We start from the raw sequence: 17,233 nt of genomic DNA on the forward strand, positions 1-17,233 counted from the left end.
ATGGGCCTTCTTGACGCGCCGGCACCGGCCTACACGAGCCCCCGGCTCGACGCTTTCCACCGGGCGCTACAGCTCCCCGCATCCGACGTCTACCTGCTGGTACTCGGCGACTCGACCGGAGCCGGCATCACCCGGTTCCCGCGGCTGCTCGCGAACTACTTCGCCGCGCAGTACCCCAAGTGGTCGGTCGTGTACGACGCGTGGGATGACTCATCGAAGACCTACCCGACAGCGAACCGGGTGACGGTGCAGACCGGCACGAATGGGTTCACGCTCTACATCAAGAACGGGTCGGTCTCCGGCCAGGTAATCGGCTACGCGCGCGACAACATGGCGACCCTCACCGCCGGGTTCAGCGCGTCGCTGATCTACTTCAACTACGCGCACAACAGCCCCCAGCTCGGGGACGGGTACCGCTACCTGATGGCGGAGACGGTCAACCGGTACCGGAACCAGTACCCGAAGGCTGCGATCGTCGTCGGCACGCAGAACCCCCGCGATCCCGCGGCATGGCCTCTGTCGGCCGCGCCGAACGACTACGCGTCCGACGACGGCAAGCAGCGTGCCGTGTACGAGTGGGCCGTCGCGCAGGGCTTCCCGGTCGTCGACATCAACCGCATCTTCTACAACTACGGCTCGAACTGGTCGTCCGCTCTGATGCTCGCCGATGGGCTGCACCCGAACGACAACGCCGGGTCGCCGCTGTGGGCGAAGAGCGTCTGGAACGTGATCCGCCCGCGCGGCGCCATCGTGTCGCCTGGCCACCAGCCCGACAGCAATCGCATCTGGATCCCCGCTCGAGAGTTCTACGCTGTCGACGGGACTCCGACCCTGACGTCCGCGTACGGGCTGCAGGCATGGTCGCTGCCGAACGGGTCACTGAACTCGATCGCGGCGCTCGTCGACATCCCGTCGGCCTGGAAGGCGCAGAACATCCACGCGATCACCACCGCGGCGGCCGCCGGCGCGGCGGGGCAGACCTCCTTGTTCTCTGCATCGCACCAGTACGTCGGAACGAGCACCGGGATCGGCGGAGCGATCAACCTTGGGACGTGGGTGTCTGACAACGCAGCGGTCACGAACGGCGCGAACTACACGGCCGGTCGAACCCAGGACAATACGCTCTGGGACCGGATCACGCTTGGAGCGTCACCGGTCGCACTCAAGGTGGGCCGCGACGGAACGAGTTCGGCGGACACGTTCGCGAGCGCGATCCTGTTACTCGGGCTGATGATCGAGCAGGCCTACTGACGAGTCAGACCCTCGCGGGGAGAGCGCCCAGCCTGCGCCCGCGACGTGTCGCTGCTCGGTCTAGCTCCAGGCGACCGCGCAGCGACATGTCGGCGTCGACCGGTCCGGGTACGAGGATCGCAAGGATCACCGCGCCGACGAGCACTGGGAAGTTGAAGCCGTAGTTGTGCAGGGTGAGGGGGACCTCGGTCGCAGCGAAGATCAGGGTGATGACTGCGGTCGCGGCGTAGACGACGTCACGAGTCGTGATCGCGTACCAGGTCACGACGCCGAGGCTGACGACCATGAGCAGCAACCCGACGAGGCCCCCCTCGATCAGAGCCTCGAGGAGCTGGTTGTGCGCGTGGTTGAAGAACAGCGACGAAGCGGGGGAATGTGTTGCGTCGTTGAAGGTGAACGGTCCCCACCCGAGGACGGGGTGGTCGACCCAGTAGCGGCCGACGAGGTTCCACACGACGGTCCGGGAGTTCAGTGTGGTCACGTCGCTGCCGAGCGTGGAGTCGTTGAACGCGTCATCGATCGCGGGCCAGGCGAACACCGCAATCGGCAGACCCACAAGGACCGCGGCGAAGGTGCGCACAGCGCGAGAACCGCGGCCTGCGATGATCCAGTAGAGCGCGAGCGCCACCGCCAGGCCGATGGTCAAGGACCGAGCCTCGGCGAGCACGAGGATCACGGCGATCGCCGCGACATGCACCAACCGAAGCCGAGACTTGTGCTTGAGGACGAGGATCAGCCCGACAGCGGCGATGAACGCGAGCAGGTTCGGGTGAGGGGTCACCCCGGCAACGCGGAAAGGCAGATCGCCGATCGTGACTCTTCGCGGAAGGTCGCCCATGGCCGCAGTCGGGTTGATCGCGAGAAGCACAAGGCTGGCCCACACGATCGTCAGGCAGATGTGGCGGACGGTGCTGCGGATCGCATCAGCGGAGGCAGTGGTCTTCCAAATGGCGACGACCAGGCCGGGAAGGTAAAGGATTCCGGCCGCGATGAGCCGGGTCACTTCCGTGAACTGACTGTTCAGCAGGGCCGAGACGATGAGGATGAGGGAGAAGGCCACGAGGCCGACGGGCACGAGGGGAGTCGTCGAACGTCCGGGGTTCTTGAACGCCGCTAGCACCGCAACGAGCAGGACCCCAGGGAAGACCACGCCCGCGATGTCGGTCAGTGTTTCGGCCGTTCCGCCCTGTTCCAGCACCGTCAGCAGGTTGACCACGCCGGTCGCCAGCGTCATCGTCCAGAGAATCGTGCGTAACGGCAGACCGCTCGGTCGTTTCTTCTCGGCCTCTCGCCAGATGACGACCAGCGCCGCGACGGCGACTATCGACACCGCAAGGATGCCGAACAGCGCAAGCAGGTCCGCTGCGCGGACGGCGAGGTTCCCCATGATCTGCTGATCCTAAGCGACGCTCACGATGCGCCCCGCCCCCTCGTCCGAGGGTGGCGGGGCGTTCTCGTCGTTCCGGGGCTACTGCAGGCCGGCGGCGAGGTGCACGAGCCCGGCGATGATGCCGGCGGCGACCGCGGCGGCGAGCGACCAACCGACGATGAGGCCGCCGATGTTCGCGCGTCGGACCTGCGCCGGGGTGCGGGCCGCGAGGCGGGCGTGGTGCTCGTCGGCGGACTGCTGCGTGGGGTGCGCGGTCGCGCAGCCGGGGTGGTGCCAGACGGTGCGGCGGCCGGGTCGGCTGCTGGTGGAGACGGAGAACGGCCCCGGGAGGGGGATGCTCACGCGGACGGCCATGAGGATGACTCTACGGCTCGGTGGTGACGCTGTCACGGGGTCGGATCGCGTCGCGCCAGATCCACGCGCAGTCGGCGCCCTGCCCGCGCCCCCACTCGACGAGCACCGCGCGCTCCGTGTAGGCGAGCACGCGCCCCTCGATCTCGAGGATGCGGTCGGGGAACTGCACCCAGGCGAGCACGTCGTCCGGCCACGGCAGGTCGACCTCGGGGCCGCCGCGTGCCGCCTCGGGGAGCGAGTACGCGTCGACGAGCCGCCACCGGTCGCGGCGCCGGACGGCCATCAGGGGCGCGGCTTGAGCGCGCGGACGGTGACGGTGTCGCGCGGCACCCACGCGCGCTGTAGCCGTCCCTGCCAGGAGATTTCGACGAACACGGCGACGTCGGTCCGGGCGACGGCGAACGCCTTCACCTCGGCGAGCACACCGATCTGCTCGAACCGGAGATCGTGCACGGTGACGGGCTGCGGCGGGTCGACGGGCTCCGGGCTGCCGACCTGCTCGAGGGGGAGGGACTCGGCCGCGTAGATCGGGACGTCCTGGTGCTCGGGCGGCGCCCACCGGTGTTCGGCCATGCCGACGATCGTCGTCGGGGCCGCCGACATCAGCGTTCGGCGTTGCAGCGGGCGCAGACCTGGGGGTCGTCGGGCTCGAGGCCGGCGGGGACCCAGACGTGGAGGCAGTCCGTCATGCCGTCCAGTGTGCACGACGAGGGCGGGTCACGCTTACTCACCGATTTGCTCGGAATCCGGTACCGCGAGCCAGCGCGGCGAACCCCTCCGCGAACCCTTCCATATGGATGCTGATCGGCGATCTTGTCAAGTGACAATCCACCTATGATCGGTCACCCCGTGAACGGGGGTTGCGGGTTCGAGTCCCGCTGCCGGCCCTGGATCAGGTCCCGCTCGTGGTGCCCGATGTGGAGCCGTGGACGGACGAGAGGCCCGGACGATGTGATCGTCCGGGCCTCTCGGCGCGTGTGGAACACGGATCAGGGTGTGTTCCGGGCGCTCGACGCGGTAACCAGCCGGCCGTGTCCCGAGGATGACACCTGTCCGGGGGACGTGTCCACGATTTCCGGCGACTCCGCGGGTTCCCGCACGATCATGCCGGAACCGGCTCGGCCGGGTGCGTCGGGCGCGCGGCCCACGGCGCCCCGCGCCCGGCGCCGGGTCCCTGCTGCTCGGTGCCCGGTGCCTCAGCGTCCGCCGGTGATCTTCCGCTCACGCTGCGCGACGCCCGCGGTGCCGTAGGGGTAGTCGTCGACCCGCGGGGCGCTCGCGTCGGTCAGGGTCCGCAGCTCGTCGTCGGTCAGGACGAGGTCGGCCGCGCCGAGGTTGTCCTCGAGCTGCGACAGGGTCCGCACGCCGAGGATCACGCTCGTGACGGCGGGACGCGCGAGCAGCCAGGCGAGGGCGACCTGCGACCGCGACGCCCCGTGTGCATCGGCGACCGCGGACACGGCGTCGAGCACGGCCCAGGTGCGCTCGTCGGCGTTCCGGGCCTCCCACGCCTCCATGCCGCGTGCGGGGTCCTCGCCGAGGCGGGTCGCCCCGGTCGGTGCCTCGTCGCGCTGGTACTTGCCGGTGAGCCACCCGCCGGCCAACGGGGACCAGGGCAGCAGGCCGATGCCCGCGTCGAGGCAGGCGGGGACGACCTCGTGCTCGATGTCGCGCACGAGCAGGTTGTACTGCGGCTGCAGCGTCACCGGCGGGGCCCAGCCGTGCGCCTTCGCCTCGTACACGGCCTTCGTGACCTGGTAGCCGAGGTAGTTCGAGAACCCGTAGGTGCCGATCTTGCCCGCGGACACCGCGTCGTCGAGGAAGCGCAGGGTCTCCTCGATCGGCGTCAGGGCGTCCCAGGCGTGCATCTGGTACAGGTCGATGTGGTCGACGCCGAGTCGCTCGAGCGAGGCGTCGAGGGCGACCCGGAGGTGCCGTCGGGACAGGCCGAGGTCGTTCGGTCCGTCGCCCTGGGGGAAGCGGCCCTTCGTCGCGAGGACGACCTGGCGCGCCTCGGTGGGGTGGGCGGCGAGCCAGCGGCCGATGATGCGCTCGGACTCGTTGCCGGAGTACACGTCCGCCGTGTCGACGAGGGTGCCGCCGGCCGCGACGAACGCATCGAGGATCTGGTGGGAGGTGGGTTCGTCGGCTTCGCTGCCGAACGTCATGGTGCCGAGGGTCAGCGTCGACACCGATGTCCCGCTGTTGCCGAGGAGTCTGTAGTCCATGCGCCGGACGCTACGCCCGGCGCGGTGCGCGGAGGAGGACCCGCGAGTACCTGTCAGCGCGGTCCGGACAGGACGGACCGGCGTCACCCCTCGATGAACGCGATCACTGCGTGGTCCCGCCCCGGATGAACCCGATCGCCGCCTCCCGGAAGTGCCGCGACGTGGGGGCGTTGAAGTGGTTCCGCCCCGGGATCTCGAAGAACGACGCGTCCGGCGCCGCCTCCGCCAGTCGCACCGCGCTGTCCTTGATCCCGTCCTCGCTGCCGGCGGCCATCAGGATCGGCTGCGTCGGGGCGTTCTGCGGCGTCGGCTCGATGCTGTCCCGCATCCCCTCGACCATCGCGACGAGCGCCTGCAGGTCGTTGCCCTCGATGCTGCCCGCCATCTGCAGGTACCCGTTCGTCACGCGGTCCTCGATCGGGGTCCCGTCGGCGATGTACGCCTTCGCCTGGTCGACGGCCACGCGGCGCATCGGGTCGGCGTCCGGGATGCCGCCGAGCACGGCACGCGAGATGCGGTCCGGGATGCGCTCGGCGGTGTGCCAGCCGACGCGGGCGCCGAGCGAGTAGCCGAGGAACACGACGTCGGACAGCAGGTAGGTGTCGATGACCGTGGTGACGTCCGCGACGAGCAGGTCCATCGAGTACGCGGAGGGGTCGTGCGGCTTCGACGAGGCACCGTGGCCGCGCTGGTCGAGCGCGACGACCCGGTGTCCGGCGCGGACGAGGTCGCGGGTCCAGCCGGAGGCGTGCCAGTTGAGGACCGCGCCGGACGCGAACCCGTGCACCGCGACGACGACGGGGGCGTCCGGGTCGCCGAAGTCGTAGGTCGCGAGCTTGAGCCCGTCGGGCGACATCACGGCACGGGGACGGGGTGCTTCGGGGACGAGTGACATGGCGCCACCAGGCTACCGGGGGCAGGGTGGTGGGCATGGACGGTTACGGCGGCGATCAGGTCCGGGCGGCGGAACGGCCGCACCTCGAGGCGGGGGAACCCCTCATGCAGCGCGCGGCGGACGGGTTGGCGCGGATCGTCGACGACCTGCTCGACGACCCGGCGGTCCGGCCCGTCGACGGTCCGGGGTCGGTCCTTGTGCTGGTGGGCAGCGGCGACAACGGCGGGGACGCCCTGTTCGCGGCGGCCCGCCTGGCGTCGGACGGGAGGCGCGTGGCACTGGTGCGCGTCGGCGCACGCGTGCACGAGGCGGGCCTGGCAGCGGCGCTGGACGCCGGGGCGCGCCTCCTGGCCGGTCCCGGTCCGTCGCGTGCCGACGCCGGGGCGGCGGACGTGCTCCGCGCCGCAGCGGTCCCGGACGGGCCGCGACTCGCGGCCGTCGTGACCGAGGCCGCTGCGGCGGCCGACGTGCTGCTCGACGGCATCCTCGGGATCGGGGCGTCGGGTCCGGTGGCCCTGCGCTCGCCCGCGCGCGAGGTGGTCGACGCCGTCCGCGAGCTCGCCCGCGACCAGCGGGCGCCGTTCGTGGTGGCGGTGGACCTGCCGAGCGGCGTCGACCCGGACACCGGCGGTGTGGCGGACGAGCACGTGCTGCACGCCGACGTGACGGTGACGTTCGGCGGGGTCAAGGCCGGGCTGCTCCGCGGGCCGGGAGCGACCCTCGCCGGTCGGGTCGAGTTGGTCGACGTGGGCATCGGCGACGAGCTCGCGGCGGTGGAGCCGCTCGTCCGCACCTGAGCCGCACCGGGGCAGCACCGGGTCAGCACCGGGTCAGCACCGACCCCTGCGCGCAGACCGATGCTCGTGCTCGCCGGGGTCAGCGCTGATCGGGGTCAGCAGGCAAGGGCGTCAGCGCCCGCCGGCGTCGAGCCCGTCCACGACGTCCGGCCGCGCCTCGAGCCACGTGTCGACGAAGTGCCGGTAGTTCGCGGCGATCTGCCGTTCGGCCGCCTCGTGGTCGAGGCCCTGCTGCACCACCTCGTCGAGGGCCTCCTCCCAGTTGCTCCGACCGATCGCGAAGCCGACGAACCCGTCGACGGGCGCAGCCGTCCGGAGCCAGTGGTCGACCTGCTCCTCGGGGGCGTCGCGGCCGAGCACGATGCACTGCACGCGGTCGCGACCGCCGGCGCGGGCGGCTGCGACGACGCGCTCGGCGTCCTCGGTGCGGTCGAGACCCTCGAGCTTCCAGACGTCGGCCTCCACCCCGTGCTCCTGCAGGTACCCGATCGACGCGACGACGAGTCCCGGCCGGACGTCGCGGTCGTAGTCGTCCGTCGCGGCCTGCTGCTCGTCGGTGCCCGGGACGAGCAGCTCGACCAGGAACGTGCGTCCGGCGTCGTGCAGGGTGCGGGAAACCTCGGCGAGCCGCTCGGCCTGACCGCGGCGTTCCTCGGCGTCGAAGGCCGGGTTGTCGCGGACGAGCACCTTCACGAGGTCGGGGTCGAACGCGTCGACGTGCGCGACCCAGTCGTCGCCGTACTCCAGCTGGAACCACTCCTCGCCGGACCGCTCGATCGGCATCGCGAGCCGCAGTCCCGCCTCGGTGACGAGCCGGGCGACCTCCGCGCCGTACCGCTCGTCGACGAGCACGCCCGTGCGGGCACGCGAGGCACCGGCGGCGAGCGCCGCGAGCACGCCGCGGTACACGAGCTGCTTGCCCGCGCGGACGCGCTGGGCGTCGGCCTCGTCGGTCGGCTCTCCGGAGTCGTCGCCGTAGGTGTGCTCCAGCAGCGAGGACCGCTGGTCCATCGCCAGGAGGAAGAGGGGGTGCTGCTCGTCGAGGTCGGCCATGCCGCCCATGCTGCTCGCACATCCTCCGGGGCGGCTCGGTGGGCGCGGTACGGCTCCGGATCGGGTGGCCACTGCGCGCGCCGGACCGTTCCCCCGACACCTGCGGACGCCCCGCCCGCCGCACCGTACGTTCGGAGCATGACGTTCAACGAGGACTCCCGGCTCTCCGGCGGGAAGGTGAAGCGCCGCGGCCGCGGGGTCGCCGTCGGCGGTGGCGCGGTCGGCATCGGCGCGATCGTGGTGTTCCTGATCGCCCAGTTCACCGGCGTCGACCTGAGCGGCATCGTCGGCGACGGCGGGACGACCCAGGTGCAGCAGCAGGGCGAGACGGTCGACGCGACCCAGGAGTGCCGGACCGGGCGGGACGCCAACCTGCGCGTGGAGTGCCGGATGGAGGGCGCGGCCGAGTCGCTCGACGCCTACTGGACGCAGGAGGCCCGCACGCTCGGGTTCTCGTACGACACCCCCGCGTTCTGGCTCTTCGACGGCTCGACGGACACCTCGTGCGGCCAGGCATCCGCGGCGACCGGCCCGTTCTACTGCCCGCCGGACCGCGCCGTGTACCTCGACACCGCCTTCTACGACGACCTGCAGTCCCGCTACGGGTCGTCGGGCGGTCCGCTCGCGCAGATGTACGTCGTCGCGCACGAGTGGGGCCACCACGTGCAGCAGCTCCAGGGCACGTTCGCCTCGACCGACCGGTCCGGATCCGGGGCGTCCTCGGGCAGCGTGCGCACCGAGCTGCAGGCGGACTGCTACGCCGGCGCCTGGGTCGGGTCGGCGGCGACCACGAAGGACGCCGACGGGAACACCTTCTTCGAGCCGGTGACCCGCCAGGAGATCGCCGACGCGCTCTCCGCGGCGAGCGCGGTGGGCGACGACAGCATCCAGGAGCGCGCGACCGGTCGGGTCGACCCGGACTCGTTCACGCACGGCACGAGCGAGCAGCGGCAGGACTGGTTCACCCGCGGGTACGAGCAGGGCGCGGGGTCCTGCGACACGTTCAGCGTGCCGGGCTCGTCCCTCTAGGGACGCTCGCAGCGACGCGCGCCGACGCGCGCGGCCACGCGCACCGGTCCCGCGGACGGCGGGACACGGCACCCGGGTGCCCCCTGACGGACGGGAGGCTCCCCACCGGTCCGGTGGGGAGCCTCCCGTCCGTCAGCGGGGCACGTCGCGACGTGCCGTCACGTCGGGTGCGCACCCGACGGCGCGCGACGCGCGTCAGCCCGCGGTGGGCGAGGCGCTCGCGCTGGGCGTGGGGGTCGGGGTGCCCTCGGTGGCACCCGCAGCCGACACCACGAAGGACCGGAAGTCGTCGTTGGTGATCGGCGCGGTGAGCTCGTACTGCTTGCCGTTCACGAGCACGAGCGGGGTGCCGGGGAACTCGGAGAGCGACGAGCCGGGGATGTCCCCGTCCGTGACCGCAGTCGTGCGCTCGTCGACCCACTTGGCGTACGTCTGGTCGGCGATGCAGTCGCGGACCGCCGCCTTGTCCTGCACCCCGCGGACGCCGGTGACGAGGCGCTCGAGCTGCGCGTCGGTCAGGCCGGCCGTGCCCTCCTCGGGCTGCTGCGCGTACAGCGCCCGGTGCACGGCGAAGAACTGGTCCGGCGACCGGTCGGCGACGCACGCTGCGGCGTTCGCGGCGCGGAGCGAGTACTTCGTGCCCTGCGAGCGGTTGCTGAGGATCGCGACCGGGTGGATGTCGACCGTCGCGGCTCCGGACTCGGCGAGGCTCTCGATGTAGTCGCCGTTGGCCTTCTCGAACTGACCGCACGTCGGGCAGAGGTAGTCGACGTACATCGTGATGCGCACGGCGCTCGCCCCGGCCGTCGCACCGGAGGCACTGGCGTCCGGCTCCGGCGACGAGGAGGCACCGACCGCGCGGAGCCCCTGCCCGATCGTGATGCCGCCCTGCGACATGTTCGCGGGTCCGGGACCGGCGGGCTTCGTCGAGTCGACGATGACGAGCGTGACGATCGTGGCGGCGGCGACGAGCACCACGCCCAGGCCGATCTGCAGGCCGAGCCGGGTGCCACGCTGCCGGCGCTTCTGCTGCGTCCGGATCTTCTGGGCCCGCTGGCGTGCGGCTTCCCGTCGTTCGTTGCGCGCGGCGCGTGCGTCACCCTCGGGGCGGTTGGTCATGCGTCGGTGTCCTCACGTTGATCCTGACGTCCGCACGGCCTTCCCCCGCACGGCGGACGGACCAAGCGATCGTAGTGGTCCTTCCTGGGACCAGCCAACCAGGTCCACCGGAGCACTGGCGCCGCCGGGAGAACTCGTGTTGTATGAGCACCGATGGTCGACGACGACCATCCGGGGCCCCCACGGGCAACCGCTTCACAACGGATCGTCCGGCACGTACCTGCCGGTGAAGGAAGGATCGAACGCTCATGGCGTCCGTCACCTACGACAAGGCAACCCGTCTCTACCCCGGAGGCAACCGTCCCGCGGTCGACTCCCTCGACCTCGACGTCGCGGACGGCGAGTTCCTCGTCCTCGTCGGCCCCTCGGGCTGCGGCAAGTCCACCTCGCTGCGCATGCTCGCCGGCCTCGAAGAGGTCAACTCCGGCGCGATCCGCATCGGCGACCGCGACGTCACCGACGTCCCGCCGAAGGACCGCGACATCGCGATGGTCTTCCAGAACTACGCGCTGTACCCGCACATGACCGTCGCCGAGAACATGGGCTTCGCGCTCAAGATCGCCGGCGTCGGCAAGGAGGAGCGCGCCACCCGCGTGCAGGAGGCAGCCAAGCTCCTCGACCTCGAGCAGTACCTCGGCCGCAAGCCGAAGGCGCTCTCCGGTGGTCAGCGTCAGCGCGTCGCGATGGGCCGCGCGATCGTCCGTCAGCCGCAGGTGTTCCTCATGGACGAGCCGCTGTCGAACCTCGACGCCAAGCTCCGTGTCCAGACCCGCACCCAGATCGCGTCGCTCCAGCGTCGCCTGGGCGTCACCACGGTCTACGTCACGCACGACCAGACCGAGGCGCTGACCATGGGCGACCGCATCGCGGTGCTCAAGGACGGCATCCTGCAGCAGGTCGGCTCGCCGCGCGATCTGTACGAGAAGCCGAACAACGTCTTCGTCGCGGGCTTCATCGGCTCGCCGGCGATGAACCTGCTGCCGGCCGACGTCGTCGAGGGCGGCATCCGCTTCGGTTCGCTGAACCACCCGCTCGACCGCGACACGCTGTCGAACGCCCGCGCCGCGCAGATCACGGTCGGCGTCCGCCCCGAGGACATCATCGTGTCCCCGTCGGGTGACGGCCTGCCCGTCACGGTCGACGTGGTCGAGGAGCTCGGCGCCGACGGCTACCTCTACGGTCACGCCGACGTGAACAACCAGCGCGTCGACATCGTCGCCCGCGTCGACGGCCGCGCGCACCCGTCGATCGGTGACACGATCGTCGTCTCGCCGAAGCAGGGCCACGTCCACGCCTTCGACACCGAGTCGGGCGAGCGCCTCGACGACAAGGCCGTCGTCAGCGCCTGACGCTGTCCGAGCCGGACGGGAGGCGCGGTGCCGACTGGCACCGCGCCTCCCGTCTGTCACACCACCCGCACCACCTGCAGGAGCCAACCGTGCCCGACTCCCTGTCCATCACCGCCGCGACCGTCGACCCGGGCCTGCTCGACCTGCCCTGGGACCGGCCGCTCGAGGACTGGCCGGACGACGTCATCGTCGCGCTGCCGAAGGGCATCTCGCGGCACCTGGTGCGCTTCGTCCACCTGAGCGGCTACGTCGCCGCGGTGAAGGAGACCGGCGAGGAGGTCGCGCGCTCCGAGTACGAGATGCTCCGCACCCTGCAGCGCATGGACGTCCCGTGCGTCGACCCCGTCGCGGTGATCACGAACCGCGTCGACGAGGACGGCGAGCCGCTGCACCCCGTGCTCGTCACGCGCCACCTCCGCTTCTCGCTGCCCTACCGCGCGCTGTACTCGCAGACGCTGCGCCCCGAGACGGCCACCCGACTCGTCGACGCCCTCGCGCTGCTGCTCGTCCGCCTGCACGTGATCGGCTTCTACTGGGGCGACGTCTCGCTGTCGAACACGCTGTTCCGCCGCGACGCCGGGTCGTTCGCCGCGTACCTGGTCGACGCCGAGACCGGCAAGCTCTACCCCGGCGGCCTGTCGAACGGGCAGCGCGAGAACGACCTCGAGGTCGCGCGCGTGAACATCGCGGGCGAGCTGCTCGACCTCGAAGCAGGGGGCCGCCTCGACGAGAACGCCGACGCCGTCGACGTGTCGAACCGGATCGTCGCGCAGTACCGGACGCTCTGGAAGGAACTCACCGGGACCGAGCAGTTCGACATCAAGGAACGCTGGCGCATCAACGACCGGGTCGAGCGGCTCAACGCGCTCGGCTTCGACATCGAGGAGCTGTCGATCCACACCACCGAGGGCGGCTCGCAGGTGCGGATCCAGCCGAAGGTGGTCGACGCCGGGCACCACCAGCGTCGCCTGCTGCGGCTGACGGGGCTGGACGCGGGCGAGAACCAGGCCCGCCGGCTGCTCAACGACCTCGACGCCTACCGCGCCCGCAACGGCCGGGACCAGCTCGACGAGGAGATGGTGGCGCACGAGTGGGTGTCGCGGGTGTTCGAGCCCGTCGTCCGGTCGATCCCCCGGGACCTCCGCGGGCGACTCGAACCCGCCGAGGTGTTCCACGAGCTGCTCGAGCACCGCTGGTACATGTCGCAGGAGGAGGAACGCTCGGTCTCCCTGCCGGAGGCGACCACGGCGTACATCAACGACGTCCTGCGACACCGTCGGGACGAGCGGCTGCTCATCGACCCGCCGACCTCGTCGATGACGCTGCCGATCCCGGTGGTCGACGACGGGTCGGACGACGAGGACGTCGCAGACTGGCGCGCGTCCGTCTGAACGGACAGGAGGCCCGGTGCCGGTCTCGCGGACCGGCACCGGGCCTCCTGTGGTCGGGCAGGCGCTACTCGGCGCGACGGCGCCGGGCGACCTCCCACAGGGTGACGCTCGCCGCGATGCCCGCGTTGAGCGACTCGGTCGCGCTCGAGATCGGGATCGAGACGATCGCGTCGCAGGTCTCGGTGACGAGGCGCGACAGGCCCTTGCCCTCCGAGCCGACGACGACCACGATCGGACGGTCGGCCAGCTCGAGCGCGTCGAGCTGCACGTCGCCGTCGCCGTCGAGCCCGAGGACGAACAGCCCCATCGACTTGAGCGACTTGAGCGTCTGGGTCAGGTTCGGGGCCATCGCGACGGGGAGCCGGGCCGCGGCGCCGGCCGAGGTCTTCCACGCCGACGCGGTGACGCCGACCGAACGACGCTGCGGCACGATCACGCCGTGGCCGCCGAACGCCGCGGTGGACCGGATGATCGCACCGAGGTTCCGCGGGTCGGTGATGCCGTCGAGGGCCACCATGAGCGGTACCTCGTCACGGGCGAACGCGCGCTCGGCGACGTCCTCGGCGACGGCGTACTCGTAGGCGGGCACCTTGAGCGCGACGCCCTGGTGGACGCTGTCGTGCCCGGTGATGCGGTCGAGCTCCGGCCGCATGATCTCCATGATCGGCACACCGCGGTGGTTCGCGAGCGCCAGGATCTCCTTCACGCGGTCGTCGACCTCGATGCGCGACGCGATGTACAGCGTCGTCGACGGGGTCTTCGTGCGCAGGGCCTCGAGCACCGAGTTGCGGCCGGTGACCAGCTCGGAGTCGTCGCTCTTGCGCTGCGGCGGACGGCCGGTGCGCTGCTGCGGCGTGCTCGACGCACCGTGCCGCCCGCGGGCGGCGTCGAAGCGCTCCTTCGCCGCCTTGCGCTTGCCGGCGGGGTGGTACGGCCGGTCCTCGGCCTTCGGCGTGGGCTTGCGACCCTCGAGCGCCTGCGCGCCCTGGCCGCCGGAGCCGACCTGCTTGTTGCCCTTGCGGCCGGAGCGGACGGCGCCGGGCCGACCCTTCCTGCTCCCCGAGACGTTCTTCATTGCTCTCTCCTGTCCGGCACGGCCGTTGTCAGGCGATGCTCCAGCGTGTTCCTGCTGCGGTGTCCTCGATGGTGATCCCCGCGGCTGCGAGGTCGTCGCGCACGCGGTCCGCGGTGGTGAAGTCCCGTGCGGCACGGGCGTCGGCGCGTTCCTGGACGAGGCGTTCGACGAGTGCGGCGAGCGGGGCGGCCGAGGTGTCCTGACCACCGGTCGACCAGTGTGCCGCTCGCGGGTCGATGCCGAGGACCTCGACCATCGCAACCACCTGATGGTACGCGCTCCCGAGCGCTTCCGCACCGTCCGCATCCAGGGCGGCGTTCCCGGCACGGACGGTCTCGTGCAGCACGGCGAGCGCCTGGGGCACCGAGAGGTCGTCGTCCATGGCCGCCGCGAAGGCCTCGGGCACGGCCGGGGCGTCCCGTAGCGTGACGCCCTCGAGCCGCTCCGCCGCACGTGCGAGGAACCCCTCGATGCGGTCGTACGCGGCCTCGGCCTCGGCCAGGGAGCCGTCGTGGTGGTCGATCGACGAGCGGTAGTGCGCGGCGCCGAGGAAGTACCGGACGACCTGCGGCCGTGCGGCGGCGAGGAAGTCGGCGGCGAAGATCGAGTTGCCGAGGGACTTCGACATCTTCTGGCCCTCGACCGTGACGAGGCCGTTGTGCAGCCAGTACGAGGCGAACGCGTCCCCCGCGGCGGTGGACTGCGCGAGCTCGTTCTCGTGGTGCGGGAACCGGAGGTCGAGCCCGCCGCCGTGCACGTCGAACGCCGGCCCGAGGTACCGGCGGCTCATCGCCGAGCACTCGATGTGCCAGCCCGGGCGACCGGGACCCCAGGGCGAGTCCCAGGTGGCGGTCGCGGGCTCACCGGGCTTGGCGCCCTTCCAGAGCGCGAAGTCCCGCGGGTCCCGCTTGCCGCGCGGGTCGGCGTCGGCCGCGTCCACCATGTCCTCGCGGCGCTGCCGGGTCAGGTCGCCGTAGGACGGCCAGCTGCCGGTGTCGAAGTAGACGTCGCCGGAGTCGTCGGCGGCGACGTAGGCGTGCCCGCGCTCGAGCAACCGCGTGATGATGTCGTGCATCTGCGGCACGCTCGCGGTCGCCCGCGGCTCGTACGTCGGCGGCAGGATGCCCAGGGCGTCGTACGCGGCGGTGAACTCCCGTTCGACGCGGTACGCCCGCGCGAACCACGGCTCGTCGGTGCCCGCGGACAGGTCGAGGACCTTGTCGTCGATGTCGGTGACGTTCCGGACCAGGGTCACGCGGTACCCGCGGTAGGTCAGCCAGCGACGCCAGATGTCGTACACCAGGGCGGACCGCAGGTGGCCGATGTGCGGCGACGACTGCACCGTGGGCCCGCACACGTACATGCTCACCTGTCCGTCGACCAGCGGGACGAGGTCGACGACGGCAGCGGCACGGGAGTCGTGGAGGCGTACGGTCACACGGCAAGCCTAGGACGTCGCCCGGGACCCGTGACGGGGGCAGGCCGGGCGCGAGAAGACGGACCACCCGGGCGGTGCTCAGGCGGGGCGGCGCCCAGGCGGGGCGGTGCCTCAGGCGGGGCGGCGCTCAGGCGGGGCGGACCACGGCCGTCGCGATCGCGGCGAGCCCCTCGCCCCGTCCGGTGAAGCCGAGGCCGTCCGTCGTCGTGCCGGACACCGCGACCGGTGCGCCGACGACCGCCGCGAGGGCGTCCTGCATCTCGGCGCGACGGGCACCGATCCGCGGCCGGTTGCCGACGACCTGCACGGTGACGCCCGTCGGCACGAGTCCGGCCCCGGCGAGCAGCTCCACCGCACCCCGCACGAAGACGTCCCCGGTCGCGCCGGCGTACCGCGGGTCGGCCGTGCCGAACCGTCCGCCGATGTCACCGAGGCCGCCGGCGGAGAGCAGGGCGTCGCAGACCGCGTGCGCGACCGCGTCGCCGTCGCTGTGCCCGGACAGGCCCGGCTCACCGGGGAAGTCGAGGAGCCCGACGCGGCACGGGCTCGCGGCGTCGAAGGCGTGCACGTCGACGCCGAGGCCGACCCGCACCGCGGGCACGTTCCCGGCACGGGAGGCGACGACCGCCTCGGCGCGGGCGAGGTCCCAGCGGGTGGTGATCTTGAACGCGTCTGCGTCGCCGGGGACCGTGCGCACCGTGCCGCCCGCGGCGCGGAACACCCCGGCGTCGTCCGTCTCCGCCCGCTGCGCCACGGCGTACGCCGACCGCAGCGCCCCGAGCGGGAACACCTGGGGCGTCTGCACCCCCACGAGCGCCGACCGGTCGACGGTCTCGACGACCAGGTCGCCCTCGACGCGCTTCACGGTGTCGGTCACGGGCAGGGCCGGCACGACACCGTCCCCCGTGGCACGGGCGGCGTCGAACACGGCGTCGAACTGCGCGGCCGGGGTCAGGCACCGCGCGGCGTCGTGCACGCCGACGAGCTCGACGCCGTCGGGCAGCGCGTCGAGGCCCGCCTGCACCGACGCGTGCCGGTCGGCTCCCCCGGGGACGACCGCGGTCAGGTGCACCGCGGGACCGGCGACCGCCGCGACGAGCGCGCGGCACTCGTCGAGCCGGGCGGCCGGCGCGACGACGACCACGGCGGTCGGTTCCGCCAGCGTGAACACCGTGCGGACCGCCCGGGTCAGCATGAGCTCGCCGGCGACGGGCACGAAGGCCTTGGCGTCACCGATGCCGAGCCGCGTGCCGGAACCCGCCGCGACGACGACGACCGCCCTGCTCACCCGATCGGGGAGCAGGGCGGTCGTCGTGGTGTCGTCCAGCTGCGGTCCGCGCTACGAGGCGAGGACCTCGTCGAGGACGGTCGATGCCTTGTCCTCGTCGGTCTTCTCGGCCAGGGCGAGCTCGGAGATGAGGATCTGCCGGGCCTTGGCCAGCATGCGCTTCTCACCGGCGGAGAGCCCGCGGTCCTGGTCACGGCGCCACAGGTCGCGGACGACCTCGGACACCTTGATGACGTCACCGGAAGCGAGCTTCTCGAGGTTCGCCTTGTAGCGACGCGACCAGTTGGTCGGTTCCTCGGTGAACGGTGCCCGCAGGACCTCGAAGACCTTGTCGAGGCCTTCCTTGCCGATCACGTCGCGGACGCCGACCAGGTCGACGTTGTCCGCCGGGACCTCGATCGTCAGGTCGCCCTGCGTGACGCGGAGCTTCAGGTAGACCTTCTCCTCGCCCTTGATGACGCGAGTCTTCACTTCAGAGATGGTTGCCGCCCCGTGGTGGGGGTAGACGACGGTCTCGCCGACCTCGAATTGCATGTATCAGGCTCCGTTCCCAGAACCCCCAGTTTACCACAAGGG

Annotated in this window: 17 protein-coding genes; 5 read left to right on the forward strand and 12 right to left on the reverse strand. The window is 71.7% G+C overall.

Annotation, left to right across the window (positions count from 1 at the left end):
• The gene (locus tag QOL15_RS14795) at nt 1–1,251 is read left to right on the forward strand and encodes an SGNH/GDSL hydrolase family protein (RefSeq protein ID WP_071245364.1); all 1,251 of its coding nucleotides are present in this window, start codon (nt 1–3) and stop codon (nt 1,249–1,251) included.
• Nucleotides 1,252–1,255: 4 nt separating this feature from the next.
• Here the strand turns inward: QOL15_RS14795 and QOL15_RS14800 are convergent, their stop codons facing one another.
• The 6 genes from QOL15_RS14800 to QOL15_RS14825 all read right to left on the reverse strand — a co-directional run bounded on the left by QOL15_RS14800 (nt 1,256) and on the right by QOL15_RS14825 (nt 6,118).
• Entirely contained in the window at nt 1,256–2,638 is a 1,383-nt protein-coding gene (locus QOL15_RS14800) for an O-antigen ligase (protein WP_071245366.1), read from the reverse strand.
• A gap of 81 nt (nt 2,639–2,719) precedes the next feature.
• Nucleotides 2,720–2,995: a hypothetical protein gene (locus QOL15_RS14805; protein ID WP_071245368.1), complete on the reverse strand. Its 276-nt coding sequence runs from the start codon at nt 2,993–2,995 to the stop codon at nt 2,720–2,722.
• Between the two features lie 10 nt (nt 2,996–3,005).
• Nucleotides 3,006–3,278, reverse strand: a complete 273-nt coding sequence (locus QOL15_RS14810; RefSeq protein ID WP_071245370.1) for a hypothetical protein — start codon at nt 3,276–3,278, stop codon at nt 3,006–3,008.
• Entirely contained in the window at nt 3,278–3,568 is a 291-nt protein-coding gene (locus QOL15_RS14815) for a hypothetical protein (RefSeq protein ID WP_139197243.1), read from the reverse strand. Before QOL15_RS14815 ends, QOL15_RS14810 begins: the two co-directional genes overlap by 1 nt.
• A gap of 623 nt (nt 3,569–4,191) precedes the next feature.
• Complete coding sequence (locus QOL15_RS14820) at nt 4,192–5,223, reverse strand: aldo/keto reductase (RefSeq protein ID WP_065962431.1); 1,032 nt, start codon at nt 5,221–5,223, stop codon at nt 4,192–4,194.
• A 103-nt stretch (nt 5,224–5,326) separates the two neighbouring features.
• Complete coding sequence (locus QOL15_RS14825; protein WP_065962435.1) at nt 5,327–6,118, reverse strand: alpha/beta fold hydrolase; 792 nt, start codon at nt 6,116–6,118, stop codon at nt 5,327–5,329.
• A gap of 35 nt (nt 6,119–6,153) precedes the next feature.
• Here QOL15_RS14825 and QOL15_RS14830 point away from each other — a divergent pair, with 35 nt between their 5' ends.
• A complete protein-coding gene (locus QOL15_RS14830) occupies nt 6,154–6,915 on the forward strand; it encodes an NAD(P)H-hydrate epimerase (RefSeq protein ID WP_071245394.1) in 762 nt (253 codons plus the stop codon).
• 111 nt (nt 6,916–7,026) lie between these two features.
• Here QOL15_RS14830 and QOL15_RS14835 read toward each other — a convergent pair whose 3' ends face one another.
• Nucleotides 7,027–7,968, reverse strand: coding sequence for a 2-deoxy-5-keto-D-gluconate 6-phosphate aldolase domain-containing protein (locus QOL15_RS14835; protein ID WP_071245395.1), 942 nt, complete (start codon nt 7,966–7,968; stop codon nt 7,027–7,029).
• A 138-nt stretch (nt 7,969–8,106) separates the two neighbouring features.
• Between QOL15_RS14835 and QOL15_RS14840 the strand changes: the two genes are divergently transcribed.
• Complete coding sequence (locus QOL15_RS14840) at nt 8,107–8,997, forward strand: neutral zinc metallopeptidase (RefSeq protein WP_065962439.1); 891 nt, start codon at nt 8,107–8,109, stop codon at nt 8,995–8,997.
• 195 nt (nt 8,998–9,192) lie between these two features.
• On the opposite strand, the gene QOL15_RS14845 is transcribed toward QOL15_RS14840, so the two are convergent.
• Entirely contained in the window at nt 9,193–10,116 is a 924-nt protein-coding gene (locus QOL15_RS14845; protein ID WP_065962441.1) for a thioredoxin domain-containing protein, read from the reverse strand.
• A 248-nt stretch (nt 10,117–10,364) separates the two neighbouring features.
• Between QOL15_RS14845 and QOL15_RS14850 the strand changes: the two genes are divergently transcribed.
• Nucleotides 10,365–11,465: an ABC transporter ATP-binding protein gene (locus QOL15_RS14850; protein WP_065962443.1), complete on the forward strand. Its 1,101-nt coding sequence runs from the start codon at nt 10,365–10,367 to the stop codon at nt 11,463–11,465.
• An 89-nt stretch (nt 11,466–11,554) separates the two neighbouring features.
• Nucleotides 11,555–12,856, forward strand: coding sequence for a DUF4032 domain-containing protein (locus QOL15_RS14855; protein WP_065962445.1), 1,302 nt, complete (start codon nt 11,555–11,557; stop codon nt 12,854–12,856).
• A gap of 64 nt (nt 12,857–12,920) precedes the next feature.
• Here QOL15_RS14855 and rlmB read toward each other — a convergent pair whose 3' ends face one another.
• The 4 genes from rlmB to QOL15_RS14875 form a co-directional block, all read right to left on the reverse strand.
• A complete protein-coding gene (gene rlmB, locus QOL15_RS14860) occupies nt 12,921–13,931 on the reverse strand; it encodes a 23S rRNA (guanosine(2251)-2'-O)-methyltransferase RlmB (protein ID WP_065962447.1) in 1,011 nt (336 codons plus the stop codon).
• Between the two features lie 28 nt (nt 13,932–13,959).
• The gene (gene cysS, locus QOL15_RS14865; protein ID WP_065962449.1) at nt 13,960–15,369 is read right to left on the reverse strand and encodes a cysteine--tRNA ligase; all 1,410 of its coding nucleotides are present in this window, start codon (nt 15,367–15,369) and stop codon (nt 13,960–13,962) included.
• Between the two features lie 127 nt (nt 15,370–15,496).
• Nucleotides 15,497–16,657 carry a 2-C-methyl-D-erythritol 4-phosphate cytidylyltransferase gene (ispD, locus tag QOL15_RS14870; protein ID WP_083394116.1) on the reverse strand — a complete coding sequence of 387 codons (1,161 nt, stop codon included), beginning with the start codon at nt 16,655–16,657 and terminating at the stop codon, nt 15,497–15,499.
• Nucleotides 16,658–16,708: 51 nt separating this feature from the next.
• A complete protein-coding gene (locus QOL15_RS14875) occupies nt 16,709–17,191 on the reverse strand; it encodes a CarD family transcriptional regulator (protein WP_017888066.1) in 483 nt (160 codons plus the stop codon).
• Nucleotides 17,192–17,233: the final 42 nt, after the last annotated feature.

Origin of the sequence: Curtobacterium sp. MCBA15_012, from assembly GCF_001864935.2 — a bacterium.
Classification (GTDB): Bacteria; Actinomycetota; Actinomycetes; order Actinomycetales; family Microbacteriaceae; genus Curtobacterium.